We start from the raw sequence: 26004 nt of genomic DNA on the forward strand, positions 1-26004 counted from the left end.
AGGTTTCTGAAATTTTTCGAGAAACCAAGTTAAACTTTTATGTTTATTTTATTTTCCTTCTTTGAGATAATTTTGGAAAAAGGGTGAAGCCTACTCCTTTCTGGTAAATATAGCTACAATGGCAGAGGTGAAAATCCCTGCTATTGGAGCGAAAATCGCGCTTTGAATCAAGTAATTTTTGAAATTGAAATAGGATTTTGCTTCTTCTTGTGACATTTTTCCTTGGTCCACACTGTAGGCAATCATATTTGGAAAATATTCAGGGCTGATCCAAAAAGACACGAGATACTGCGTCAGGGGAGTAAGTATTGTGACAAACAATGAAATCCAAAGTCCGGTTTTTAAACCCTGCCAATAGGTCATTTTTCCTCCAAAATCATTTTTTCTTTTGTCCAGAAAAGCTAGGGCGTACACGATAAAAGCAAAAATTGCCACAAAATTGGTGTAGATATAATGCTGATCTATATTCCTGTCGTGAAGCCCGGTTAATTTTTCGATTACAAACCAGCTGAGTTGCATGGACACAAAGATGAGGGCCCATTTGATTTCGGTTTTTAGATTCTTCATAGTGCATTTGGGTGAAAGTGATGAAGAAATTTATTGATCGGATTTTTTCATAAAGTCAAAACCTCCTTTTCTTAAATTAATTCCAAACTCTAAGTAGGCTTTGAGGCAGGCTAAGAAATTCGCCCAGCCGGCAGTATTGCCTTTCAGCCAATTGATGCCTTCCGCTGTATTTTCCATTCCGTATTCATCCACATAAACTACCGTCGCCAGTCCGTCATTTACAGCCTCCAACCTGATCTCTACTGTAAGTGCTTTGCTGTCCCCGTCCCACTCAAAAATTATTTTCTGGTTTTCCGTTACTTCCAAGACCCTGACAGGGAATGCGCCAGGAAATTCGGGGAATTCCCATTCTACTGTTTCTCCTTGATGCATCATTGCCGTACCATGTGAGATGAAGTAGTTTTTCATCTTTTCAGGATCAATGATAGCTTTGAAAACTTTGTCAGATGTGCTGCCTACCTGTAAGGCTGTTGAAATTCGCAATTGGTCCATATCCTTGAATTTTGATGAATTTAATCAAAGATTACACAACAAAAAAGGGAAGCCGATTAGACTTCCCTTCTTGGATTAGTTTGCTTCTATCTTAAAAGGCTGCTTTAAATGCATCCATTTTTTGGTCTACTTGGGTATCTACCATAAAGGAAACCTTTACGTTTTCCCAAGCAAGGCTTACTTTCGCTACTTTATTGTCTTCAGCAGAAATGTAATATTGTAGTCTTTCTTTGGTCTTGTCCAATTTTTCAGGAGCAGCATTCACTGATACTGCTAGGTCCTTGCTCAAAGCATCCATATCGATTTTACCATCTTTCATGTAAGCAAATACCGAGTTGCCTTTGGAGTTGAAATGAAACACCCAGTCTCCAGACTCATTTGGAGTCACAAATATGGAGTATTTTCCGGGACGAAGATTGGTACCTCCTATATTGACAGAAGTAGAGAATTCAATGATGGTCTGGGCATTGGCTCCAGCTCTCCATGGAGTGCCGTATTTTTCCAATTCACCAAAAACCTTTCTGCCTTTCACAGCCGGAGAAGAGTAATCAATGTTGATTTTGGTAAAGCCTACTACTTGGGATACCGAAGCTGCAGGACTTGGTGCAGGCGCCTGCAATTGTGCAATGGCTTGCTCAGGCTGAGCAAAAAAGAAAATGGCTGCCAATGCAGCGATGAATAGTTTTGTTTTTTTCATAAGTGTTTTGTTTTTGTAGATGGGTTAATTAATTAATCGAATGTACAACCTTAAAATGGTTTTGTTGTTTGGATAATGGGCTTGCTTAGTTTAAATTCTTTACAGAAAATTAAAAATTGTACCTTTAGGCGATGAAAACGTTACCTCCCTGCCCGTCTTGTGGCTCTTTATATGCTTATGCATTAGAAAATTCACTTGTTTGCCCAGAATGTTCTTTTGAGTGGGAACCGACAGGTGAGGAAACAGCTGGAAATTTCATAAAAGACGCCAACGGAAATGTTTTGGCAGACGGGGATACTGTGATAGTGATTAAAGATTTGCCGGTAAAAGGTGCTCCTAAACCAATCAAGTCAGGAACAAAAGTTAAAAACATAAGATTGGCCGAAGGTGATCATAATATTGATTGTAAAATTGATGGGTTTGGATCGATGGCTCTGAAGTCGGAATTTGTAAGGAAGGCCTGATTTTTATGACACAAAATTGAATTAAAATCGCTCTAGCTGGATTTTGGATTTGAATTTGTTAAATTGTATAACATGATTTTCCGTTTTCTTACCAGTAGAACCTAAATAATGGAACAAACCTATGATTTCTAGCCAATATCAATAAATATCCAATATCTATTAGTATCGGATTGATCTAGGCCCTTATTTAAATTGGTTAATGGTTTTATTGCGGATATACATATTGAACAATACTTTAATTCTTTGTTTATATAACTATAACAAATTAAAATTTTATGCCATATACAGTAAAAATTACAGATACATTTTCCTTGACTCATGATGTGAAAAGGTTTAAAACTGAAAAACCAAAGGGCTATACTTTTGTACCCGGTCAAGCGACAGAGGTAGCCATCAATAAAGAAGGTTGGAAGGAAGAAAAAAGACCATTTACTTTTACTTCTCTTCCAGAGGAGGATCATTTAGAGTTTGTGATCAAATTTTACCGTGACCATGATGGAGTCACCAAACAAATTGAAGACTTGGTGGAAGGGGATGAACTGATTATTGATGATTCTTGGGGAGCTATTCAATACAAAGGCAAAGGTGTGTTTATTGCTGGGGGCGCTGGGATAACCCCTTTTATCAGTATTCTGAGAGACTTATCCGCTAAGGGTGAATTGGAGGGAAATAAGTTGATTTTTGCAAATAAAACAGGGAAAGACGTGATCATGGAGTCGTATTTTCATGAGCTATTGGGGGAGGATTTTATTTCAATTTTGGATAAAGAAAAACTTGAAGGCCATTTCCATGGCAGGGTTAATATGGATTTTTTAAAAGAAAGAATTGAAGATTTTTCTCAAGAGTTCTATGTATGTGGACCTCAGCCTATGGTAGAAGGAGTCAGTGAAATTCTGAAGCACTTGGGAGCAAATCCCGATGGGATTACTTTTGAGGAGTAAGCAAAGGTTGCAAATTGAAAGGAATGCAGGTTGGTCCAGCCTACATTCCTTCTTCTTCAGCATACTCCAAAATATCTCCGGGCTGACAGTCCAAAGCTTTGCAGATTGCTTCAAGGGTGTTGAAGCGAACAGCTTTGGCTTTTCCGGTTTTAAGTATGGAAAGATTGGATAGGGTGATGTCTACTTTTTCGGAAAGTTCATTGAGAGACATTTTTCTTTTGGCCATCATCACATCCAAATTGACTATTATGGGCATAATTCAGATGGTTAGTTCGTTTTCCGATTGAATGGCAACACCTCTTTTGAATACTTGTGCAATGGCATAAATCAATGCGCCCATCAACAGATACTCAAAAGCCCCTCCAACATACCCTCCCAAAGCAGGGAGGTCGAAGCCTCTTTTGACCAACCAAGAAAAATAGGCTGATGCCAGGATAATAACGATACCAATCTGAATTGCGATTTGGGCGATTTCTGTAATCAGTTTGGAAACTTCAGCACTGAAGGGGTGTACCATGTCGATAGTGAGAAAAACCCTGATCATAAGATAAAACATGTAAGCCTTTTGACCGGCAATCACCAATATAAAGGACATGACTCCAATGTAATTCCATAAATGTTGATCCAGGAGCCTATATAAGTTAAGGCCTTCATAAAGGTTTTTTGCTACCTCTGCATTAAAAAGGCTGTAAGTAAAAGTAAAGAGCAGTGCTCCTGCTTTTATGCACAGCCCAATGAAGATGGACCAGATCACAATGGTGATCAACATCAGCCCGGGCTGATTTTCCCATTTTTTCTTCCAATTTTCTTTCCAAGTCATATCGTGAGTGTTTTTATTATTTTCAAATTACAGTAAAAATTTATTGTAAAACAATAAAAATATATTTTTTAGCATAAAAAATGCTTGAAGAGCGATATAGGGAACTTCTTTCAAAGTCTTCTGAAATCAGAGATATGATTGAAATAGAGCGGAACCTCAGCAACATCAGAAATGAGATTGAAATCAATGAGTCGAGATTTAAAAGTCTCGGCAATGATATTGCTTACAGTACCATAAGTGTTTACCTCCATCAAGATCTGCAGAAATCAACTGTCTATTCTGATAGCTTTGGAGGTAAATTATTGAAGTCTCTTGCCACAGGTTGGAACTTGTTTGTATATATGGTATTGCTTCTTGTCAGACTCTGGCCTTTTGCGATTTTGGGTGTTTTAATCTGGTTTTTAGTCACAAGAATGAGGAGTAGAAATAATAAAACCTGAACCAAAATGAGAGCTTCATCATATCGGATCTCTCTTTCTGGTTTTTAACAATTAGGTGGATTTATTTTTTCTAACACCATTTTATCATGAGGCTTTTATATGGCTCCTTAAACAGAAAGGCACAAATATTCACAAAGTCATTAGTGATTTTTTAGTGCCTTTGCGCTTTGTGGCAAAAATTGATTTGACTCATGAAAGTTGTGAACTTTTTATTTCAAGAAGCATCTTCTACTACTATCTCAAAATCATCAAAATATGCCTTTCCCTCAGTGCCAGGCATCATGACAGCAAAAGGGATCATGAAAATCGTTCTTCTTGTAAAATTAGAAAGGGTGAGTTCTAATACATGGTCTTCCAAGGTGCCCCCAATGGGATCATTTTCAGTGGTCAAAGTAGCTGTTTCCACTAAATTAGCACCGGTATTGCCGATTTCGGTTTCATAAATCCTCAAAGCTATTGCGACTCCAGGGCCTTGCAGATTTTCTGCATTGATTTTTGTCCTTAGCGTTACGGATGCCCCTTCAGGAATATTTGGGACCAATATTTCTTTATAAATATATCCTGTATTTTGACCGTCCCCTTCGGATGAAATTCCAAGATAGGGTACACCAGAATCCTCATGTACACCTCTGGATACTTGGTAGTTGCCATTGTCATTGGAAAAATTCCAAAATCCATCCTCTAACTCATTTTTAAAGAATGCAGGATCCTGATCAAAATCCTGCCCGAAATCAATGCATTGTTCACTGGCTGCTACCCTGTCAAACAATTCATCAAGGTAGTAAGTCCTTAATTCTTCTTCGCCTGCTCTGTATATTTCGAAAATATTAAATTCATCAGTCATCAGTGAAAGAGGTCTTCCGTCACATTTGAGTGCATTGTCATGAGGGAGGTTAAGAAAGGCATGTCCCATTTCATGGAAAAATAGATTTTCCCTTTGAATGTCTGAAAGGGCCGCCCAATTACAGTTTGGCGCTCTTGAAATTTCGACTGTTCGGCGTCCTGTTTGAGGATGAATGATATATCCATAACCACAATAGGGTGCATCATTTCTATTTATTTCATCTACATACACAGCATCCAATCCAGATAAATTTAAGTCAAAACCTCTAAAGCTGGCTTCTTCTGCAAATCTATCCAGAAAAAGCTGTAGATCAGGAAAATCGTCTTGAATGGGGTTGGGTTCGGGGTTGTCGTCAGTGTCACACGAAAAAATCGTAATTATAACAAAAGCGAAGGAAAGTATTCTAAAATGGTTTTTCATCATATGATTATTTGGTTCGGTCTTTTGACTTTACGCTAAAAAATAAAATTTTGTTTTGAAATCACTCTAAAAGCAATTTAAAATGATGTTTTAGAAAATGAGAACAGCTTTTTTGAATTACCCTATACTTTTTTATAAAAATCTATTCCGACCCTATTAATGTGTTCTAAAAATTCCGGATTGCTGATATGATGAAAAATAGAAAGATCTATTTTGTAGGGTAGGAGAAGATCGTCAAGTTCAAGTTCTATTTTTTGAAGTTCAGTGAGATCCAAAGAAGCTCCAAGAAGTGTTAGGTCAATATCTGACCCTGGCCTGTAATTACCCTTAGCCCTTGAGCCATAAAGCACTGCTTTATCGACTTGAGGATGTTTAGAAAATACATCTCGAATAAGCTGAATGGTTTTGTCTGATAATCCAAACATTAGGTAAGGGCTAATTTTGACTTTTTAGTTTTTCCATCTTTTCTTGAAATAGAATGAATTCGGAGATATACTGATTCATAATTTTCAAGAAAATTTCATCTGCCGTTTCTTCATTATAAGTATGAGATGTTTTGTTACGACTTTTAATCATATCCATCCATAATTCACCACTGCCAATAAGGCCCGATGCAAAAGCCTCCCTTGTGGCATCTTTAGAACCGTAAATGCCAGTATTTCCTGCATTGCTAAGAAAATCTTTCATAACATTCCAAGCCAACTCATGAGTATATTCGAATCTTTGTATCAAGCCTTCTTTTAAGATATCGTCCAAAAACTGATCAGTATCTATTTTTCCATCTTCATCTATGGGGAAATCTTTTCTAATTCGATCAACTGCTTCACTTAACTTCAATAATGCTTTATTGAAGTTGCTGAATCTTTGCTCCCACCTGACATCTTTTGATTCCATTATTTTCAGTTTTAGATTGGCACATTATAGAGGTTTTGGAGAAGAAATATGCAAAAAATAAAATCTTAAAGCGATTGATATCGACCAATATCCGAAAATACCGGTCGATATCTTTTCACATTTAGCCTAACTTAGTCAGTGCTTCCTCCAGCGTTTTGATTTTTGCTTCTGCATCAGCCTGTTTTTTCTTTTCGTTTTCTACAACTGCTGCCGGTGCTCCTGACACAAAACGCTCATTGCTAAGTTTTTTCATTACTGAAGCCAAAAATCCTTTGGTGTACTCAAGCTCGTTGCTGAGGCTTTCCTTTTCCTTTTCTACATCAATCTCCTCTGTCAAAGGCACAAAGCATTCGTCGGCCTTTACCAAGAAGCTTACAGCATTTTCGACTTTTTCGGCAAAGTTGATTTCAGACAGGTTCCCCAGCTTTTTTAGGACCGCCTGATAGCTGATATACAGCTCAGGTTGTTGGGTATTGATGGATAAAGACAGTGTCTCTTTCGGGGACATACCTTTAGAACTCCTCAGGTTTCTGACCTGTGAGACCAACTCAAACACCTGTGCGGCTTCGGCAATTGGCTTGGTGTCGTAAGATTTTTTCTCTGGCCAATTCTGTACAATTAATGCATGTCCAGGCCCTCTATCATTAAGCGTTTGCCAGATTTCTTCTGTAAGGAATGGCATAAATGGATGAAGGATCCTTAATATATCTTCTAGAAATTCTATGGTTTTTTCATAGGTTTCCTCGTCTATAGGCTGCTGATAAGCAGGCTTGATCATTTCCAAATACCAAGAGCAGAAATCATCCCAGACCAATTTGTAAGTGGTCATCAATGCATCAGAAATCCTGAATTTATCGAAGTGATCTTCGATTTCAGCCAATGCTTCCTGAAAACGGTTTTCAAACCAGTGAATACTTGCTTTATTTTCTGAACCTGAAATTTTGCTATCTACTTCCCAGCCTTTGATCAGTCTGAAAGCATTCCATATTTTGTTGGCGAAATTTCTTCCCTGCTCTACCAGTTTTTCATCAAACGGCAAATCATTTCCGGCAGGAGAGGAAAACAACATTCCTGTTCTTACTCCATCTGCCCCGTATTGCTTGATCAGCTCAAGAGGATCAGGAGAGTTTCCAAGTGATTTGGACATTTTCCTGCCCTGCTTATCTCTTACTATTCCTGTCAGGTAGACATTTTTGAACGGCTTTTCTCCCATGTATTCATACCCGGCAATGATCATTCTTGCCACCCAGAAAAAGAGAATTTCAGGAGCGGTTACCAGATCATTGGTAGGGTAATAGTACCTTAAATCTGCATTTGGAGCATCACCTTCAAAAACTTTGCTGTCAAAAACAGAGATAGGCCATAGCCATGAAGAAAACCAGGTATCCAGTACATCTTCATCTTGCTTCAGATCTTCGATAGTAAATTGATCTCCGAATTTTTCATTTGCCAATTTCAAAGCCTCTGCTTGTGTGGCCGCGACCACAAATTCTCCATTAGGGAGGTGGTAGGCCGGAATTCTATGGCCCCACCACAGCTGTCTGGAAATACACCAATCACGCACGTTTTCCATCCATGCGCGGTACATGTTCTTGAATTTTGGTGGGTATAGTTGAATGATATCTTCCATTACCGCCTTCAAAGCCGGTTTGGTGATATCTTCCATTTTCAAGAACCACTGGAGAGAAAGTTTTGGCTCCACTACCGCATCCGTTCTTTCTGAATGGCCCACGTTGGATTTATAGTCTTCTACCTTGTCCAGTTGACCTGCTTCATCAAGAAGTTTAGCGATTTTTTTTCTGGCTACAAACCTGTCTTCGCCTATGAGGATTTGGGCTTTTTCATTCAAAGAACCATCATCATTGAGTATATCAATGACTTCAAGCTTGTGTTTGACACCAAGTTCGTAGTCATTTAGGTCATGGGCAGGGGTGACTTTGAGGCAACCTGTTCCGAATTCCATATCTACATATTCATCTTCAATGATAGGAATGGCTCTTCCTATCAAAGGGATAATGGCCTTTTTTCCTTTCAGATGGGAGAATCTATCATCGTTGGGATTGATACAGATCGCTACATCCGCCATGATGGTTTCAGGCCTTGTCGTGGCTATTGTCAAGGTTTCATTTTCAGAACCCTCTATTTTATAATGGATATAATACAGTTTGGACTGTACTTCTTTCATGATCACTTCATCATCTGAAAGGGCTGTTTTTCCCTGCGGATCCCAGTTGACCATTCTTATGCCCCTGTAGATTTTGCCTTTTTTGTGCAGGTCTACAAAAACAGAAATTACTGCCCGGCTGAGGTCCTCATCCATCGTAAACTTGGTTCTGTCCCAGTCACAGGAAGCACCTAATTTTTGAAGTTGCTCGAGGATGATTCCTCCATACTTATTCTTCCAATCCCAGGCATGCTCTAGAAATTCATCCCTGCTGAGGGATTTTTTGTCTATGCCCTTTTCTTTGAGCATGGCCACAACTTTAGCTTCAGTCGCAATGGAGGCATGGTCAGTTCCTGGTACCCAGCAGGCATTTTTCCCTTCCATTCTCGCTTTTCGGATCAGTACATCCTGAATGGTGTTGTTGAGCATGTGGCCCATGTGAAGTACACCAGTTACATTAGGAGGAGGGATTACAATGGTGTAAGGTTCTTTTTCTGGGTCTACTTTGGAAGAAAAAAAACTGTTTTCCATCCAGTATTTATACCATTTTAATTCTACTGACTCCGGGTTATATTTTGTAGCTAAAGACATGTTTTAAAAAAGGCTGATTTAAACTTCGATTGGCAAAATTAAGATAAAATAAGTTCCAGACTACCCAATTTGAATCAAATTAGGATTTTGTTCAGTGAATTGGTTTAAGCTTTATAGATAAAGAAATTTACTGTGAATTAAATGGCTAAGTGAAGTTTATTCTCTTGCTGTGACTTTTTATTTTTTATCTTCTACCTTATTCTTCTAACTTTGGATCTCGAACCAAATTTTTACACATGACAAAGCCTGAAATTTCCCCACTCAATTCTTGGGTGCAGGTTCCAAAGGATTCTGATTTTACAATTTACAACCTCCCTTTTGGTGTATTCCAAAACAAAAGGCTATCACCAAGAACAGGTGTTGCTATCGGAGATAAAATAGTAGACTTAGCTGTATTACATGATGAAGGCTTTTTCTCTGACCTAACACAGTTGCCCAATGATATTTTTCTTAGAGATTCGCTCAATGAGTTTATATCTCTGGGAAAGCCAGTGACCAGGAGGGTAAGAGAGATCGTACAAGAGCTCTTGAAGGAAGATAATGAAATGCTGAGAGATCATCAGATCCGTGGAAAAGCAATGGTCAATAGAAAGGAAGCTGAGATGTTGATGCCTGTAAAGGTGGGTGATTATACCGATTTTTATAGCAGTATGGAGCATGCTACCAATGTAGGTACTATGTTCAGAGATCCTGACAATGCTTTGTTACCCAACTGGAAGCACATTCCGGTAGGTTATCACGGTAGGGCCTCCTCTATCATTCCTTCGGGTGTTCCGATTCACAGACCAAAAGGGCAATATAAAGATCCTAATATGGAAAAACCTGAATTTGGGCCAAGCAGAAGATTGGATTTTGAATTGGAGCTAGCTTTTATCACCGGACGCCAAACCAAAATGGGAGATAGTATTTCTACAGATGAAGCGGAAGATTTTATTTTTGGTTTTGTTCTTTTCAATGACTGGTCTGCCAGAGATATTCAAGCATGGGAATATGTGCCTTTAGGCCCCTTTTTGGGGAAAAATTTTGCAAGCAGTATTTCGCCATGGATAGTGACGCTTGAGGCTCTGGAGCACTTTAGATTACAAGGTCCATCTCAGGATCCGGAAGTGCTTCCCTATTTAAAATGTGAAAAGGCTCATGCCTTCGATATTAATTTGGAAGTTTATATCCAGCCAGGAAGTAAAAGCAGCACCAAAGTCTGTTCTTCCAATTTTAAATACATGTATTGGAATATCGCCCAGCAATTGGCACATCATACCGTAAATGGATGTAATATCAATGTGGGGGATATGTATGCCTCCGGTACCATTTCAGGTCCGACAGAGGACAGCTATGGTTCTATGTTGGAATTGGCCTGGAAGGGGACCAAACCGATTAAACTAGAAGACGGATCAGAGCGAAAATTTATTGAGGATGGAGATACTGTTGTTATGAGAGGCTTTTGTAAAAAAGATGGTATTAGGGTTGGTTTTGGTGAAGTGTCTACCAAAGTACTTCCTTCAAAATAATTCAATTTAAATTGCTAAAAAAAAAGCCTGTCGATTCAAAATCGACAGGCTTTTTCAATTTATCTGATGATGTTAAGTTCTCTCATTTCAGCCTTCAGGGCATCCACATATTCTGCCGCAAAGGTCTGCATATCAGCTGGATTTACGGTTCTTGACTGGGCACTCCAAATCAGTTTCATGGATTCTGCATCATATAAGTTGGTTTCCATAAAGTATTTTTTGTCAGTAGTATAATACCCTTGGTTCCAACCGGCTCCCTGCCAATGATCCCAATATCCGAAAAAGTTTCCGTAGTATCCGAACCTTCCCATAGGAGCGAATCCGGGACCAACCCGTCCGCCAGGAACAAATCTTTCTTCCTCCTCTACATTGATGAGTGTAATGGTCAGAATGGATTCAACATTTACTTCTTCAAGGATTTCCAAGACTTGATCCTGGTTAGGTTCAGTGCTTGAAAAAAAATCAGGAGAAAAAACATCAATACTTCTAATTGCTGTAACATCTCTATTTTGAAGTCGCGACATAAATTCACCTTCTATGGACTGTCTCAAAGATAGATCTTCCGAAAATGCTGCCAGCAATACGCTATTGTAAGGCTGCCTGCTTTCTTCCTCATTTTTCCAACTGGCCGTAATCTGAGTTGTAGACCCACATCCCATCAAAAACAGTAAAAATAAGGACAATAATAAAGTAATTGGTTTCATATAATTTGGGATTAAAATTAAACACATACAGGAATCTGATATTCCTTTTTACTTTAAAAAAAACAACAACCATTCCATTTTGTTAAATTATCCGTCTTTTTGGAACTTGGCAAAAAGCACAGAATTATTCAAAAAGGAATACAGTTCTGTTTTTCCCCACTCGATTAAAAGACTATTTTTGCATCGAATCCTATTAAACAAAAAACGATGAAAAATATAAATCCCAGTAAAACTGTAGCTTGGTCCAAGCTTGCAGAGTTGAAAGAAAAGACCGGAAAAAGGCATATCAAATCATTTTTTGATGAAAAGGATCGTTTCAGTCAATTTTCTATCCGTTTTGAAGACCTTCTTGTGGATTTTTCTAAAAACAGACTTGACAAGGAAACCTTAAAGATACTTTTAGGATTAGCGAACGAAACCGAGACAAAAGAGGCCATTGAGTCCATGTTTACAGGAAAGGTCATCAATGGAACGGAAGGCAGGTCTGTATTGCATACAGCATTGAGAAATCGCTCAGGCGATCCTGTTTATGTGAATGGAGAAGATGTGATGCCTGAGATCAACAAAGTCCTTTCGCAGATGAAAACCTTTGCTGACAAAATATCCAATGGAACTTGGTTGGGTTATACTGGAAAGCCAATCACCTCATTGGTGAATATCGGTATTGGAGGATCTGATTTGGGACCTGTGATGGTTACTGAGGCATTGAAACCATATCAGAACCCAAATTTGGATATTCATTTTGTGTCCAATGTGGATGGAACACATATTGCTGAAGTTCTCAAAAATGTCAATCCCGAAACAACACTGTTTTTTATAGCTTCCAAAACTTTTACCACTCAGGAAACCATGACCAATGCACATACAGCAAGAAGTTGGTTTTTGGATTATGCAAAAGAAGAAAAAGCCGTTGCTAGACATTTTGTGGCCTTATCTACTAATGAAAAAGGAGTTACTGAGTTTGGAATAGATCCCCAAAATATGTTCGCTTTTTGGGATTGGGTAGGAGGAAGATATTCATTATGGTCTGCTATTGGTTTGCCAATCGCCTGCGCCATAGGTTTTGATAATTTTGAAAAACTTCTTGAAGGAGCCCATTCCATGGATAGGCATTTTAGGGAGGAGGATTTTTCCAGAAATATCCCTGTAATCTTGGCCTTGATTGGTATTTGGAATACCAATTTTCTTGGAGCGGGTTCTGAGGCAATTTTACCTTATGACCAATACCTTCATAGGTTTGCAGCATATTTTCAGCAAGGAAATATGGAATCCAATGGCAAATACATTGATCGGAGTGGGCAAAAAGTGGAATATACTACAGGGCCTATTATCTGGGGAGAGCCGGGTACTAATGGACAACATGCATTCTACCAGTTGATTCACCAAGGGACACATTTGATTCCCTGTGACTTTATTGCACCGGCCATTTCACATAACCCAATTGGGGATCACCATGTGAAGTTACTCTCCAACTTTTTTGCTCAGACAGAAGCATTAATGAATGGGAAAAATCTGGATGAAGTTACTGCGGAAATGATAAAAGCAGGAAAATCCAAGGCAGATATAGAAAAGATAGCTGCCCATAGGGTTTTTGAAGGAAACAGGCCTACCAATTCTATTTTGGTCAAAAAGATCACTCCATATACTTTGGGACAATTAATCGCAATGTATGAGCACAAGATTTTTGTTCAAGGTGTGATTTGGAATATATATAGCTTTGACCAATGGGGGGTGGAGTTAGGGAAGGTTTTGGCCAATGCAATACTACCGGAACTACAAGACGATGTATTTGTGTCCTCGCATGATAGCTCAACAAATGGGCTGATCAACTCCTTTAAGGAAATGAGAAAGTAAAAAATCTATACATTTTGAAATTTAAAAACCTGCCATATCTTCATTTCATGGCAGGTTTTTTTAAGTCAATTAACGCTCAAGTTTTTCAAGTCTTTCCAATAATGGGGGATGCGAATAATTCACAAACACATACCAAGGGTGGGGATTGATATTGCTTAGGCTATTCACTGAAAGCGTCTTAAGAGCTTCAGCTAAGGGAACTCCGGAAAAAGACTCCTTTGCAAAATCATCAGCTTCGAATTCATTTTTTCTACTGATAAGGTTCATTCCTATTCCCAAAATCATGGAAATAGGAGAAAACAACATAGTAAAACCAATAATATTTAAGTGTACTGCCAATTGATCACCGCCCAAAGCCAAGCTCATATTTTCGCTAAATATAAACTGAGCCAAAATGAAAAGCATGATTCCTATGTGAAGCACTGAAGTCAACATTCCAAAAATAATGTGTTTCTTTTTGTAATGTCCAACTTCGTGAGCCAATACTGCTACAAGTTCTTCAGGAGTATGCTGCTCGATGAGTGTGTCATAAAGGACTACTTTTTTTCGCCTTCCAAAACCTGAGAAAAAAGCATTTGCTTTGGAGGAGCGTTTGCTGCCATCAATGACAAAAATATTATCAATAGGAAAATTTACTGATTTGGCATATTGGACAATTTTGGCTTTAAGTTCACCATCTTCCAAAGGAGTGAGTTTATTGAATAGTGGGAGTATCCAAGCTGTATAAAATAAATTCACCGAAATCATGAAAAAAGCGGAAATCAACCAAAATTGCCACCAGAAACCCTTTCCTATCTGATGGATAAGCCAAAGCAGGATTCCCAATAAACCACCACCTATGATGATAGATAGAATATACCCTTTTACTTTATCAGAAAAGTAAGTCTTGACATTAGTTTTATTGAATCCAAAATGCTCTTCTATGACAAAGGTATGGTAGTAGTCAAAAGGAATGGAAATCAGATCCGAACCTATGAAGATAACTCCAAAATAGGCCAAAGACAGAAGTATAGGGTTTTCAATAAGATCTCTGAGCCACAAATCCACCCAGCCAAAGAAGCCAAAATAGATAAAAGCAAAGGTCAGGAGGAAGGTGATAGTGCCTGTAAGTATGCCGAATTTGAAATTACTTAGCTGGTACTTTTTGGACTCTGAAAGTTTTTCCTTGCTTATATATTGCTCAAGTGTGGTAGGAATATTTGGGATAGGCCTTTTGTTATTCAAATAGCTTAAGCCTTTTTCGAATATAAAACCAAAAGTTAATACGCCTAATAAAAGGTATTTAATCCACTCAGCATCCATACCTTTAGTTTAGAATTTTGGGCAAGGGAGAATTGTATCTCTGCTTCTTAACTTGCTTTTGTTTTTGTCGGCCAATAGGAAGGAAACGCTGATTTCGTGTGCGCCCCCTGATTGCATTCCCAATTGGGAAACTGTGTAGTCAAAGCTGTAGCCTACATTCATCCCTGAAGGTAAATTTACCCCCACCATTACGACCAAAGCATCTCTATTCAATTGGTTTTCAATCGGCCTGTAAGGAAGTCCTCTATACCAAAGTCCTATCATCAAAGGCTCAGAATATAAGTAAGCTCCAAGGTCCAATTGCTCGAATGGTCCTTGTCTTTTGTAATTAAGCGTTGGAACGATATACCTTTGTCGGGTCATGTGTGTAAAATCCCTTCTATAGCCCCCACTAGCCAAGGCAATTCTGTATCCTGTATGTACGGAGTATTTTGCAGGAAGCCTACTAACCCCATCCAAGAAGGATTGGTTGGGCGTATTGACGTGATCTGCAGCTATTCCAAACCAGAAATTTTCTGTAAAAAAAAGTCCTCCAAATGAAAGAGATAACATATTGACCGGTTCACCAAAACCAGGAAGATCTGTGCTGGGGAGTGTAGGGCCAAAGGGGTTTGTTTCGTCAATTTGATTGGCAAAAATCAGATTTTCAAAAAAACCGATATCTCTTCTGATATAACTCGCTCTGAATCCGGGCCTGAAATAAGCCCTATCTGAGATTCTCAGCTCATATGAGTAAAATCCTGCTATGGTAGTTGACTGTAGCTTGGCCGCACCTTCTACATCATTCATAACCATTAATCCTACTCCGCTGTTATACTCATCTAAATAGGTATCTATATAAGCTGAAAACGTAGTAAACTGAGCGTCAAGGCCTGGCCATTGATTTCTATAATTGAAGCCAACTCTTGGGACAAGTTCGGAACCAGTAAATGCTGGATTCAAATACAAAGGAGCAGCATAGTATTGACTGTACTGCGGATCTTGGGCCTGCAGGCTCCCAGCTGATAAAGTTATTATCAGCAGAAAAAAAAGACGATATAAATGAGACCTTTGCAAGTAATTCTTCGTTAATTGGTTGATTCAATACATCAGCTAAACGCCAGAAGTCTGTCGTTGTTTTGCAAGCAGCGTGTAAATTATGAAAAGCCTAAGTAATTCCATAAAGTTAAATTTAATTTTTAACATAATCATTGCGTTTAGTTGCTGTTTGCCTATTCAAAAAAGTTTTTCGCAAGGATTTAATAATAACGAATGGATTTTTGGCTATTGTGGTTCAGGACAGGGAAATAGCTACATATCCTTTGGGAAAGGAGACGAACCGACGGTAAGAACGCTTCCTGGAACAATAGTGATTGGTGCTGAAAATAGCCCAGTTGACAATAATTCCGTAGTTGTCGATCCAATTACAGGTCAGGTATTATTCTATACAAATGGTGTAGTTGTCTACAATTATGATAATGTATCCATCCAAGGAGCTCCTAATGGTGTCAATGGTCAAAATGAGGCTAGGCAAAAGACAGCAATCGGTACTTTAAATTTTGAACCTGACGGGGATCGGCTTTTTTACCTTTTTTACATCACTCCGGGTGGTCAGTTGCAATATTCAGTAGTGGACATGAATGCCGCTGGTGGGGCATCAGGTAATCAGCCACCTTTAGGAGAGGTCATCACCCTAAATCAGAACATTAGTAATGCTTCTGGAGCTATTGCTGTAGTGAAAAGGGCAAATTCACCTTCGTATTTATTAAGTTTTGAAGGAGGAGAGCTGGTTTCAAGAAGGATTGAAGATACAGAAGGGCAGTTTACGCAGACAGGGACTACCGGCCTTGGGTTTACTCCTAAAGCAATCATTTTCAATGAATCTTTGAGCCAGGTAATATTGATCCCCGAAAATGAAGGAGATGATATAGTCATTGTAGAATTTGATACACAATCAGGTACTTTTGGAACTCCCGAGCCTGTCACCAATTCAGGTGGGGCTGAGGCTATAGATGGAGCTGAGTTTTCTCCGGATGGTGAATATCTTTATTTCTCCAGAGGGGATGAATTGCTAAGAGTACCAGCCAATGACCTTACCGCAGAACCTGAGGTCATTCCTTTGGAAAATGATATCTATAAAATTTATGATATTAAAGTAGGTCCCGATGGCAGACTGTATTATATCTACGAGGAGGTAGAAGGAGGACCTCAATTGGTTGGTAGGGTAGATAATCCCAATGAAGAGGATATTCTTGAAATCGAACTGAATGAAGAACCTTTTAACGGTACTGATTTTTGTGGAAGGGTTTTTCCTCAATTTGCGCCAAATCAAGATGTGGATGCTGTGGTGGATTTTACATGGGAACCTGAGTTTCCCTGTGCAAACAACCCTATACAACTGACTAGTGAGATTACACCCGAAAATTTCAGGGCAGTAAGTTTCGAATGGTCTTTTAATCCACCCCTTACAGATGAAGATGGCGAGCCGGTAGATATTGATTTCAACCAAGAGCACTTGTTGATTCCTGAAGAAGCAGCGCAAGGTGAGTCTATACAAGTTACCTTGACAGTTACTTTTGCGGATGGAAGTACTCAGACTATTCCCAAGACCATTAATTTGCTCGAAAATGACCTTGAAGCCAATTTTTCTGCACAGGATACTACAGTTTGTGAAGGTGCCTGCGTTGATATAGGGTCTTTGCTTGAAGTAGAACAAGGAGGAGGCCAGGGTGGTGAAAACCCAAATATAGGTGGGCCCGGTGGAGGAAATTATGAGTATTTCTGGTCCAACAGAAGAACGGAAGGCTGGGTTACAGATACCGACAATTGTGTTGATCTTCCAGGGCTTTATTGGGTTTTGGTTCGAGAACCAGGTTCTTCTTGTTATGCCTATGCAGAAATCAGAGTTAAGATATGGGATCTCCCTGATCAGAGCAATAATATTTGGTATTTCGGCGATGGGGCTGGTCTTGACTTTAATAATGAACCTGGTGTTCCAGATTCCTTACAACAAATTCCTCGCCCTGTAACTCATCCCAACAATATTCCTGCTGGTACCACTACAATTTCAGACGAAACAGGCGAAGTACTTTTTTATACTGACGGTGAGACTGTTTGGGATCTGAATGGAAATCCTATGGAAAATGGAGAGAACATTGGAGGGAGCAATCAAGCTTCGGAAAGTGTCATTGCGGTACCAATTCCTCAACAAGAGACTGTTTTCTATGTATTCACTACCCAAAGGTCTGCAGATGGTAGTAGCCGGGTGAAGTATTCAGTAGTTGACATCAAGGCAGGAGCAACTGAACCTAATGCAAATATCGATGGGATAGGAAATGTTGTATCCAAAGGCAATTTTCTATTTAGCCCAAGTACAGAGCAATCTGCAGCTCTTGCATCAGGTGATACTACATGGGTGCTTTTCCATGAGTTGGGCAATAATACATTTAGAGCCTATCCTGTTTCCCAATTTGGTATTGGTAGCCCTGTTTTTTCTTCTGTAGGATCTACACATGGATTCAATACAGGGGTAGGGACTATGAAATTCAGCCCGGATGGAAGTCAGGTAGCCGTTACCATTCAGGATGGAGCTTGTAGCAGATTGGAAATTTTTGATTTTGATCAAAGTACCGGAAGGTTGACCGAATATGCATTATTGGATTTGGGTTGTAACAACGAAGAAGTATATGGTGTGGAATTTTCAAATGACGGTAGCCGGGTTTTTGTTTCTTACTTGGGAGGTGGTGGAAAGATTGAGGAATTCTTAATCGGTGTCCCTGAAAGTCAGAGAGATCCGGACGACCCAGATGCACCTGATCCCGATTTAACTTGTGCGCAATGTTTTAACAATGCCAATAGCCGTGCAGACAGAGAAAATTGTATTCTCAACTCATCTATCAGAAACACAATAAGTACGGATGGTCCTTTTGGCGCTGTCCAGATAGGGCCAGATGGGCAGATCTATGTGGCCCGACCAGGCCAGAGTTCAGTCGGTCAGATTACTGCAGGCAGTAACTGTGACGCGAGCAATTACCGCGAAGATGGTGTCAACCTGGTAGGTGGGACGAGCTCTAATTTGGGTTTGCCTGCTTTTGTCCAACAGTCCGGAAGCAGTATTCCGGAACCGGCTTTAGCTGGAGATGAAAGAATCTGTTTGGATCCGGTAGATGGAGGAATTGGTTTTTTTGAAGGGGGAGGAGAGCCAGACATAGATGCCTATTTTTGGACTATTCAACATGAAGATGGAGAATTTGAATTACAGAATTTTGGAGGTCTGGGCGAAGATTTTCAGGAACTGGAGCACCCTTTTTCAAGAGAGGGTTTGTTTACGGTTACCCTGAGAGTAGACCGCTGTGATGAAGTGGGATATTTTGAAGAAAGTATGGAAATTCTGGTAGTGGCACCACCTGAACTGACATTGCCAGATGATGTGGTTTTATGTGCCGGCTCACCTGTGGAATTGACAGCAATAGAAGGTTACGACCCAGATGAAGGCCTTTATGATTTTGAATGGAGAAATGCTGCCGGTCAATTATTTGGAGACAGGGATTCAAATACCATTGATGTTACAGAAGAAAGTATTTATACTGTTACCGTTTCTTATAGAATTCCAGATGGGGCGGATGAGGCATTTTTTGATGTTTGTCCTGCCAGCAAGGAAGTGTTTGTTGGTCCAGCCTTTGATTTTGACTTGAATCAAAGTGCTGAGGAGGTTTGCTATGATGATCAGTTGGTGGTCTTTGCTCCCAACACTCCGTTGGAAGGGGAGTGGTTTTATGAATTGGAAGGTTCAGGAAATAGGGTTTCTTTGGGTAATTTCTTTGAACTCGAACTTGAACCCTCTTCTTTACCGGCACCGGGACAGTATGAAATAATTTTTATCGGGGAAGACCCGATTATAGAAGATTGTCTATTTGAGAAAAGAGCTGATTTAATAGTATATCCTTTGCCTGCTGTTGCTATCACGCCTTTAACTGATGCAGATGACTGCGATACTCCAAATGGTAGCTTTGAATTGGAAGCGCTGACTGATATAGATAGATTGGAAATCCCTGAGCTCAATTTTGTCCAAAATAATATTTCGGCAGGAACGGTATTGCCAGTATTTACAGACTTGGAGCCAGGATTATATACGATACAATTGGAAGGAGAATTTGGGTGCGAGTTCGTCCAAACAGCAGTTATTCAAAATCTGAATCCACCGGCTGAAATAGAAGGATTTATCGTGACCACCCAAGATGAAGAATGTACTGCCGATGGAGTTTCGGATGGACGTATAGTTATCGATTTTCCAAATGGTCCGGCGAGTGGAAGTTACCTGTTGGTGAGGCAGGACACGGGAGAAGAGTTCAGTGGGAACTTCAGCAACGAACTGCAATTGGTAATTGAAGTTCCCGAGGGTACTTATGCTGTAGAAATTGCAGATGAAGACGGGTGCGATATTCCTGATCCTGATCTTTACACAGTAGAAGAGAAAGAGCAAGCTGAGTTTTCAATTCCATCAAATGTAGATGCTTGTGAGGTATTTGAATTTGCACCAAGTTCAGCTGATCCTGATTTAGGTTACAGGGTTGAGGATGAATTCGGGAACTTACTTTCTTCACCGGATGGGACTAATTATCAAATTACACAGTCAGGTTTATATACGGTGATTGCAATCCATTCAAACTCGGATATTTGTCCTAGGGTAAGAGAGATGGTAGTGAATATCAGCGGGCCTGTAGATTTTGAATTAGTAGGTCCTGAGATAGACTGTGAAACCGGAGTGTCATATACTGTAGATTTGAAGGGGCTTGCACCTGCAGATGTAAGAATTTTTTGGAGAAATGCGAATGGGGAGATTATCAGTAGAAATCCTATCCTTTTCCCCACAGAAGCCGGTATTTATACTTTAGAAGTTCAGCCAGCAGCAGGAGGACTATGCCCTCCAAGCACTGTGGACTTTGAAGTAGAAGAGTTTATTGAATCTTTGGAAATTGAGTTAGATGCCCTGCCATTTTGCGGAGAGGATGTTTTCACCATAATTTCAATAGAGGGAGATCTGGAGAATGTTTCAGAAATCAACTGGTACAGGCTAGCTGGGACTACTAGGCAACTTTTACCTGATTTGTTGGGTGTTTCGGATGCTACCGTGGTAGAAGCCGGTTTGTATCAAGTTGAGCTGTTTAATGAATTTGGTTGTTTGATTGCCAGGGAACAGATTCAGATATTAAGATCTGATGCTGTTCCACCGGTGTTGGAGGAGAATTATATTATTTGTGCAGCTGAGAATGTAGTTCATATTTTGGAACCTGGAGAATATCAATTCTATTCTTGGTTGCTTGATGGTCAAGAAGTAGCAGACACTCCAATATTCACCCCAACCGAAGCTGGCTCTTATGAATTGATTGTCTTTGATGATGCAGGGTGTGAGTTCAGTGTTACCTTTGAAGTGGAGGAAGATTGTGAATTAAAAGTTATTTTTCCCAATGCAATGAGGCCAAGTGATCCTAACAGGTTGTTTGTGCTTTATGCCAATGATTTTATAGATGAAGTTGAAGTTTTGATTTATAACAGATGGGGAGAATTAATCTTCTACTGTCAAAACGACAACATACCTTCTGAAGAACCAATTTGCTTTTGGGACGGTTTAGTTAAGGATCAGGTAGTACCTATAGGTACATATCCTGTAATGGTTCGATATAGAAGTAACAACCAAGACCTGACGCAAACAATCCGTCGGGCTATAACAGTTATAGAGTAAAAGCAATATTATGATTACACTTATTTCACCTGCGAAAACCTTAGACCTTAACACCACAGATATCAGCTTACATACCCAGCCCGAATTCCAGAAGGATACTTTTGAACTGGTTTCTATCATGAAAAAAAAGAGTAAGGAAGACCTCATGAAAATGATGGGGATTTCAGAAAAACTTGCGGAGTTGAATGAGGGGAGGTACAAGAATTTTAAGAAAACATTTGAGCCGGAACATGCCAAGCAGGCACTTCTTGCTTTTAAGGGTGATGTCTATACTAAAATAGATGTCGAGAATTACACAGTAGCTGAATATGATTTCGCCCAAAAGCACCTTAGGATTCTTTCCGGTCTTTATGGGTTGCTCAAACCCTTAGATCTGATTCAGCCTTATAGGTTAGAGATGGGGATCAAGGTGGAAAATAAGAGAGGAAAAAATTTATATGAGTTTTGGGGACAGAGAATAGCCAAGGCTATCAATCAAACAGCTGCCGGTGAGCCAGTTGTGAATTTGGCTTCGCAGGAATATTTCAAAGCAGTAGAACAAAAGTCTATTCAATCGGAAATCATATCCCCAGTATTTAAAGAATTTAGAAATGGGAAGTATCAGATCATTGGGATTTTTGCCAAACAAGCTAGAGGCTTGATGACCGATTACATCATTAAAAACAGAATTACAGATCCAGAAAAACTGAAACTGTTCAATGAAGACGGATATGAATGGGCAGGGGATGAAAAGGAGTGGTTGTTTGTCCGTTAATAGCAGATATTGATAATTAATACAGCCTCATTAACTTATGTTGGGAAGGCTGTTTTTTTCAATTGGATAAAGTTGTAGATTTGTTTTCATACTTTTCAAAAAAATGTCCACAAACTGCACATTCATTGAATGAAACAATCAAAACAAATATTCTCAGCCAAGAATTACTGGCTGACTTTCGTATTGATTGTGGGCACATTTGGGTTAATCCTCAGTAAAACTGCAAAAACAACCAATCCTCTCCCTTTAGATTCTTTTGTTGACGAATTTGTAATTGAGGGCCCTGAAAGGGTGTGCCTGATTACCGGGAACAGGATAGAGGAGTTTTTTGGAGGTGGGGATGCGGATACTGATTTCTACAGATGGACCATTTCAGAGCCAACTGGAGCTCCTAGAGTTTTTCAGGGTGGGGAATCTGTTCAGACTTTGGCTTTTACATTTTCTCAGGCTGGAACACACACAATTAATCTGATTATATCTAGAGGAGGAATCCCAGTTTCAAATTTGACAAAAGTGGTAGAGGTACTTCCTGGAGCGGAGGTTTCCTTATTGGGGGATTATGCGCTTTGTCCTGGAGACGAACTTACTTTGAGGGCATTGGATCCTTCTACCGTTGGGCTGGCAGATTATTCATTTGAATGGACAGATGAAAATGGTGATGTGGTTTCTTCTGATAATGAGCTTTTGGTAGACGATGAAGGTGAATTTCAAGTTAAGTATTTTTTGCAAAACTCACTGGGTGAGGCTGAGTGTGAGAATGTATTGACCACACAGGTTCGTTTTGCTGTGGATTTTGATTTGGATGTCAATGGAGTGAACTTCTGCCCGGGGAATGTAATTGTTGCATTTGCTGAACCGCAAGCTCAAGGAAGATGGTACTACCAAAAAGAAGGTGAGCCTGAAGTTTTTATAAATCAGTCAAATTTTCTTCAATTATCTACTGCTAACCTGGCAGGTTTTGGTGATTATACTTTGATTTTTGAACTGGTAAATGAAAACAATCTCTCCTGCGTGATTAGGAAAACCCATGATTTCACATTTGGCCAAAATCCCCAATTCAGAATTGAAGAAGAGAACAGTGCTTCCGAATGCTTGGCTGAGGATGGAGCTTTAAGAATTTTTGCAGATGGTGATATTGATTTGATTTATTATGTAATCGATGAAGAAACAAATGGTCCTGGTTTTTCCTTGTCCGCCGGCGAGGAACTTGTAATACCTGGGCTCAGATCTGGAGTTTATACTTTTGAAGCTTTCGCAAATGGCTGTAGATTTACTTTAGGTACAGTGGTAACCCTACAGGATGTTCCCGATCAATTGAGGTTTTCAGTAGACCCGGATAGCATAGTTCCTGAAACCTGTTCAGATGAAGGGAAAAATAATGGAAGCTTTACGGTTTTTTTTGAAAATGGCCCGATTGATCTTATTTATGAATTATATACCGAAAGAGGAGATTTGGTAGGGACTGGGGTATTGGAAAGCGATGAGTTAGAGGATATTGAATTTGTGATTGAAGTACCTGGCGGTATTTTTTACTTTGAGGTTTTTATTCCTGAAGAACCATCAGAAGAAGGTGAGGACGACGAGGAGGAAGGTGAAGAGGGAGATGAAGACGATGATGAAGAAGATAATCGCTGCATGGTCCCCTTCGTTGAGAGAATTGAAGTTCCGGGTCTTCCCCAGGTTGAATTCACTGTTCCAACAGTTTTTAAGTTTTGTGAAATTTATGAACTTGTTCCTGAAACAACACAACCACTTGAATTCCTATTAAGAAATAAAGCTACAGGAGAAGAGAGGGTTGGTCAAACCTTCACTATTACAGAGGCTGGGGATTATGAATTGATAGGAAGGCATTTGGATTTTCCTGAAGAGATTTGTCCAACTAAAGTTGAGCTAAGTATAGAAGATGTTGATCCTGTAGATTTTGAAATAGAATTTCTTTCCCAAGACTGTGTTGGAAACCAAGTTTGGGAGGCAAATATCCTCAATTATGACCCAAGTGAAGTAAGGATCCGATGGTATGATGAAGCTGGAGAAGTGGTCAGTACCGGTATCAATATGTCCCCTGTTACCTATGGAGAGTATGAGGTAGAAATGCAACCCCGTAATATTTTAGGTACTTGCCCAACTCCACCCACAAAATTTATTGTTCCTGAGCCTGTATTGAGTGTTCCTGTAGATTTGGATGCAAGTTTATTATGTCCTTTCGGCCCAGACGCTACAATAACTTTGGATACAGATTTTGAAAATGTAGGTAGAATCCGATGGAGGTATTTTGATGAGGATGGGGAGATTACAGTATTGACAGTTGAAGAAAATTCTTCAAGTATCGTGGCAACTGTATCGGGAACTTATGAGGTAACTGTATACAACAGTATTAATACCACTTGCGAAATTGGCAGAACCAATATTGACATAGAAATCAGCGACAATCTTACCCAATTCGAAGTGCCGGAAGAAGAGTTGGTCATCTGCGAAAGGTATGAATGGATTCCTGAAAGCAATTTTTCTTTGGTATACACATTGACTTATCCCAATGGAGAGCAAGTAACTAAAAATCCGGATGAAAGATTTGTTTTGAACCAATCAGGTGAATATGAAATCAGGGGAGCTGATCCAAATAATCCAATCTGTCCAAATGTAAAAACTTTTGAAGTCAGGGTCGTTGATGCGATAATTTTTTCAGCTGAATTAATAGATCAGTCCTGCGAAGGTGAATTTACTTATGAGGCTAATATTGGAAACAGTGCTCCGGAAGATGTTTTGATCACTTGGAGAAATTCGGGAGGTCAGGAATTGGGCAATTCTCCAATTTTCACGACTAGCACACCAGGAACCTATACCCTTGAAGTGCAACCTGCAGGAAGTTTGCCATGTGACATTGAACTGGACGAATTTACTATCGAAGCTCCGATTCTATCAGTAGATGCATTTCTTCAGGCAGGAGTGATTTGCCCGGATGATCTATCCACTGTGATTGATCTGGAGATTGATCTGCCCGAAGAAGTTGAAAGAATTGAGTGGTTTTTTACCGACCTAAATGGAAATAGTGAGTCTTTGCCCCAATTTCAAAATCTATTTGAAGCAGTTGCGGAAAGGGAAGGAACCTATGAAGTATTTGTTTATAATGAACTTGGTTGTCTATTAGACGACGAAATGATCTTGATACTGCAAAGTGTAGACGATATTAGACCAGTTGTCAAAGAGCTTTACGAAATCTGTGCAGAATATGAAATCGGGGAAACGATCAACCCGGGGAATTTCAGTACTTATGAATGGTATTTGGATGATAGGCTTCTTTCAACAAGCCCAACTTACAAACCGCAGTTGGTGGGAACTTATACTCTTGTTGTAAATAGTCAGGAGAATTGTGAGTATATAACCACTTTTGAAGTTGAGGAAGAATGTGAGCTTAAAGTTTCTCTTCCTAATGCAATCATTCCAGGGAGTAGCGATAGAAATTTCCTGATTTATTCTAATTTTTTAATTGATGAACTTGATGTATGGATTTTTAATAAATGGGGTCAGGAAGTCTTTTCTTGCTCGGAAAGAAGTTTGGTGGAAAATTCGGTCTCTTGTGTGTGGGATGGCTTTTATAGAGGGGAAAAGCTCCCCATCGGTGCCTATGCTGTTCGGATTCATTATAAAAATACCCAAGAAGGTATTGAACAGACCATGATGACTACCCTGACTGTGATTGACTGATTCAATACTGGTACTGTTTTTGGATGGGAGTTTCAAATTATAAGATGCAATTTTCAATTATTTTAAAAGTTATAATTGTAAAATTGCCGATTATTTGATTCTGTATAAATCCAGGAATGACCATA

General features: G+C 39.5%; 20 protein-coding genes. 8 read left to right on the forward strand and 12 right to left on the reverse strand.

Features of this window, described 5'->3' with window-relative positions:
* Positions 1-90: 90 nt before the first annotated feature.
* From A33Q_RS08915 to A33Q_RS08925, 3 genes are all read right to left on the reverse strand, one after another.
* The gene (locus A33Q_RS08915) at positions 91-567 is read right to left on the reverse strand and encodes a DUF4199 domain-containing protein (protein ID WP_016254992.1); all 477 of its coding nucleotides are present in this window, start codon (positions 565-567) and stop codon (positions 91-93) included.
* Between the two features lie 30 nt (positions 568-597).
* Entirely contained in the window at positions 598-1059 is a 462-nt protein-coding gene (locus A33Q_RS08920) for an SRPBCC domain-containing protein (protein ID WP_009034583.1), read from the reverse strand.
* Between the two features lie 91 nt (positions 1060-1150).
* Positions 1151-1756, reverse strand: coding sequence for a DUF2911 domain-containing protein (locus A33Q_RS08925; RefSeq protein ID WP_009034584.1), 606 nt, complete (start codon positions 1754-1756; stop codon positions 1151-1153).
* Positions 1757-1887: 131 nt separating this feature from the next.
* Between A33Q_RS08925 and A33Q_RS08930 the strand changes: the two genes are divergently transcribed.
* Together A33Q_RS08930 and A33Q_RS08935 are read left to right on the forward strand one after the other, a co-directional pair.
* Positions 1888-2220 carry a zinc ribbon domain-containing protein YjdM gene (locus A33Q_RS08930; RefSeq protein WP_009034585.1) on the forward strand — a complete coding sequence of 111 codons (333 nt, stop codon included), beginning with the start codon at positions 1888-1890 and terminating at the stop codon, positions 2218-2220.
* Between the two features lie 275 nt (positions 2221-2495).
* Complete coding sequence (locus A33Q_RS08935; RefSeq protein ID WP_009034586.1) at positions 2496-3161, forward strand: FAD-binding oxidoreductase; 666 nt, start codon at positions 2496-2498, stop codon at positions 3159-3161.
* Between the two features lie 40 nt (positions 3162-3201).
* Here the strand turns inward: A33Q_RS08935 and A33Q_RS08940 are convergent, their stop codons facing one another.
* Positions 3202-3417 carry a helix-turn-helix domain-containing protein gene (locus A33Q_RS08940; RefSeq protein WP_009034587.1) on the reverse strand — a complete coding sequence of 72 codons (216 nt, stop codon included), beginning with the start codon at positions 3415-3417 and terminating at the stop codon, positions 3202-3204.
* A gap of 3 nt (positions 3418-3420) precedes the next feature.
* Positions 3421-3981: a DUF2975 domain-containing protein gene (locus A33Q_RS08945; protein ID WP_009034588.1), complete on the reverse strand. Its 561-nt coding sequence runs from the start codon at positions 3979-3981 to the stop codon at positions 3421-3423.
* 80 nt (positions 3982-4061) lie between these two features.
* Here A33Q_RS08945 and A33Q_RS08950 point away from each other — a divergent pair, with 80 nt between their 5' ends.
* Positions 4062-4421 (forward strand): DUF4349 domain-containing protein, encoded by a 360-nt coding sequence (locus A33Q_RS08950; protein WP_009034589.1) that lies wholly within the window; start codon positions 4062-4064, stop codon positions 4419-4421.
* Positions 4422-4635: 214 nt separating this feature from the next.
* Here A33Q_RS08950 and A33Q_RS08955 read toward each other — a convergent pair whose 3' ends face one another.
* The 4 genes from A33Q_RS08955 to A33Q_RS08970 form a co-directional block, all read right to left on the reverse strand.
* Positions 4636-5688, reverse strand: coding sequence for a hypothetical protein (locus tag A33Q_RS08955; protein ID WP_009034590.1), 1053 nt, complete (start codon positions 5686-5688; stop codon positions 4636-4638).
* A 119-nt stretch (positions 5689-5807) separates the two neighbouring features.
* Positions 5808-6110, reverse strand: a complete 303-nt coding sequence (locus A33Q_RS08960; RefSeq protein WP_009034591.1) for a nucleotidyltransferase domain-containing protein — start codon at positions 6108-6110, stop codon at positions 5808-5810.
* A gap of 10 nt (positions 6111-6120) precedes the next feature.
* Entirely contained in the window at positions 6121-6579 is a 459-nt protein-coding gene (locus A33Q_RS08965; protein ID WP_009034592.1) for a nucleotidyltransferase substrate binding protein, read from the reverse strand.
* 121 nt (positions 6580-6700) lie between these two features.
* Complete coding sequence (locus A33Q_RS08970; protein ID WP_009034593.1) at positions 6701-9334, reverse strand: valine--tRNA ligase; 2634 nt, start codon at positions 9332-9334, stop codon at positions 6701-6703.
* A gap of 236 nt (positions 9335-9570) precedes the next feature.
* On the opposite strand from A33Q_RS08970, the gene fahA reads away from it, so the two are divergent.
* Complete coding sequence (gene fahA, locus A33Q_RS08975) at positions 9571-10842, forward strand: fumarylacetoacetase (RefSeq protein WP_009034594.1); 1272 nt, start codon at positions 9571-9573, stop codon at positions 10840-10842.
* Between the two features lie 59 nt (positions 10843-10901).
* On the opposite strand, the gene A33Q_RS08980 is transcribed toward fahA, so the two are convergent.
* Positions 10902-11546 carry a hypothetical protein gene (locus A33Q_RS08980; RefSeq protein ID WP_009034595.1) on the reverse strand — a complete coding sequence of 215 codons (645 nt, stop codon included), beginning with the start codon at positions 11544-11546 and terminating at the stop codon, positions 10902-10904.
* A gap of 207 nt (positions 11547-11753) precedes the next feature.
* On the opposite strand from A33Q_RS08980, the gene pgi reads away from it, so the two are divergent.
* Complete coding sequence (gene pgi / locus A33Q_RS08985) at positions 11754-13400, forward strand: glucose-6-phosphate isomerase (protein WP_009034596.1); 1647 nt, start codon at positions 11754-11756, stop codon at positions 13398-13400.
* A 69-nt stretch (positions 13401-13469) separates the two neighbouring features.
* On the opposite strand, the gene A33Q_RS08990 is transcribed toward pgi, so the two are convergent.
* Both A33Q_RS08990 and A33Q_RS08995 read right to left on the reverse strand, forming a co-directional pair.
* Positions 13470-14702, reverse strand: a complete 1233-nt coding sequence (locus A33Q_RS08990) for a M48 family metallopeptidase (protein WP_009034597.1) — start codon at positions 14700-14702, stop codon at positions 13470-13472.
* 9 nt (positions 14703-14711) lie between these two features.
* Entirely contained in the window at positions 14712-15758 is a 1047-nt protein-coding gene (locus A33Q_RS08995; RefSeq protein ID WP_009034598.1) for a PorP/SprF family type IX secretion system membrane protein, read from the reverse strand.
* Between the two features lie 151 nt (positions 15759-15909).
* Between A33Q_RS08995 and A33Q_RS09000 the strand changes: the two genes are divergently transcribed.
* From A33Q_RS09000 to A33Q_RS09010, 3 genes are all read left to right on the forward strand, one after another.
* Entirely contained in the window at positions 15910-21423 is a 5514-nt protein-coding gene (locus A33Q_RS09000) for a gliding motility-associated C-terminal domain-containing protein (protein ID WP_009034599.1), read from the forward strand.
* Between the two features lie 10 nt (positions 21424-21433).
* A complete protein-coding gene (gene yaaA / locus A33Q_RS09005) occupies positions 21434-22177 on the forward strand; it encodes a peroxide stress protein YaaA (protein ID WP_009034600.1) in 744 nt (247 codons plus the stop codon).
* A 129-nt stretch (positions 22178-22306) separates the two neighbouring features.
* Positions 22307-25879, forward strand: a complete 3573-nt coding sequence (locus A33Q_RS09010; RefSeq protein ID WP_009034601.1) for a gliding motility-associated C-terminal domain-containing protein — start codon at positions 22307-22309, stop codon at positions 25877-25879.
* Positions 25880-26004 lie beyond the last annotated feature (125 nt).

It is taken from the genome of Indibacter alkaliphilus LW1 (assembly GCF_000295935.2).
Taxonomy (GTDB): Bacteria; Bacteroidota; Bacteroidia; order Cytophagales; family Cyclobacteriaceae; genus Indibacter; species Indibacter alkaliphilus.

Excerpts from the sequence above, each read along its gene's own strand:
- A33Q_RS08915 (WP_016254992.1), bottom strand. The coding sequence starts at position 567 with ATGAAGAATCTAAAAACCGAAATCAAATGGGCCCTCATCTTTGTGTCC.
- A33Q_RS08920 (WP_009034583.1), bottom strand. The coding sequence starts at position 1,059 with ATGGACCAATTGCGAATTTCAACAGCCTTACAGGTAGGCAGCACATCT.
- A33Q_RS08925 (WP_009034584.1), bottom strand. The coding sequence starts at position 1,756 with ATGAAAAAAACAAAACTATTCATCGCTGCATTGGCAGCCATTTTCTTT.
- A33Q_RS08930 (WP_009034585.1), top strand. The coding sequence starts at position 1,888 with ATGAAAACGTTACCTCCCTGCCCGTCTTGTGGCTCTTTATATGCTTAT.
- A33Q_RS08935 (WP_009034586.1), top strand. The coding sequence starts at position 2,496 with ATGCCATATACAGTAAAAATTACAGATACATTTTCCTTGACTCATGAT.
- A33Q_RS08940 (WP_009034587.1), bottom strand. The coding sequence starts at position 3,417 with ATGCCCATAATAGTCAATTTGGATGTGATGATGGCCAAAAGAAAAATG.
- A33Q_RS08945 (WP_009034588.1), bottom strand. The coding sequence starts at position 3,981 with ATGACTTGGAAAGAAAATTGGAAGAAAAAATGGGAAAATCAGCCCGGG.
- A33Q_RS08950 (WP_009034589.1), top strand. The coding sequence starts at position 4,062 with ATGCTTGAAGAGCGATATAGGGAACTTCTTTCAAAGTCTTCTGAAATC.
- A33Q_RS08955 (WP_009034590.1), bottom strand. The coding sequence starts at position 5,688 with ATGATGAAAAACCATTTTAGAATACTTTCCTTCGCTTTTGTTATAATT.
- A33Q_RS08960 (WP_009034591.1), bottom strand. The coding sequence starts at position 6,110 with ATGTTTGGATTATCAGACAAAACCATTCAGCTTATTCGAGATGTATTT.
- A33Q_RS08965 (WP_009034592.1), bottom strand. The coding sequence starts at position 6,579 with ATGGAATCAAAAGATGTCAGGTGGGAGCAAAGATTCAGCAACTTCAAT.
- A33Q_RS08970 (WP_009034593.1), bottom strand. The coding sequence starts at position 9,334 with ATGTCTTTAGCTACAAAATATAACCCGGAGTCAGTAGAATTAAAATGG.
- fahA (WP_009034594.1), top strand. The coding sequence starts at position 9,571 with ATGACAAAGCCTGAAATTTCCCCACTCAATTCTTGGGTGCAGGTTCCA.
- A33Q_RS08980 (WP_009034595.1), bottom strand. The coding sequence starts at position 11,546 with ATGAAACCAATTACTTTATTATTGTCCTTATTTTTACTGTTTTTGATG.
- pgi (WP_009034596.1), top strand. The coding sequence starts at position 11,754 with ATGAAAAATATAAATCCCAGTAAAACTGTAGCTTGGTCCAAGCTTGCA.
- A33Q_RS08990 (WP_009034597.1), bottom strand. The coding sequence starts at position 14,702 with ATGGATGCTGAGTGGATTAAATACCTTTTATTAGGCGTATTAACTTTT.
- yaaA (WP_009034600.1), top strand. The coding sequence starts at position 21,434 with ATGATTACACTTATTTCACCTGCGAAAACCTTAGACCTTAACACCACA.
- A33Q_RS09010 (WP_009034601.1), top strand. The coding sequence starts at position 22,307 with ATGAAACAATCAAAACAAATATTCTCAGCCAAGAATTACTGGCTGACT.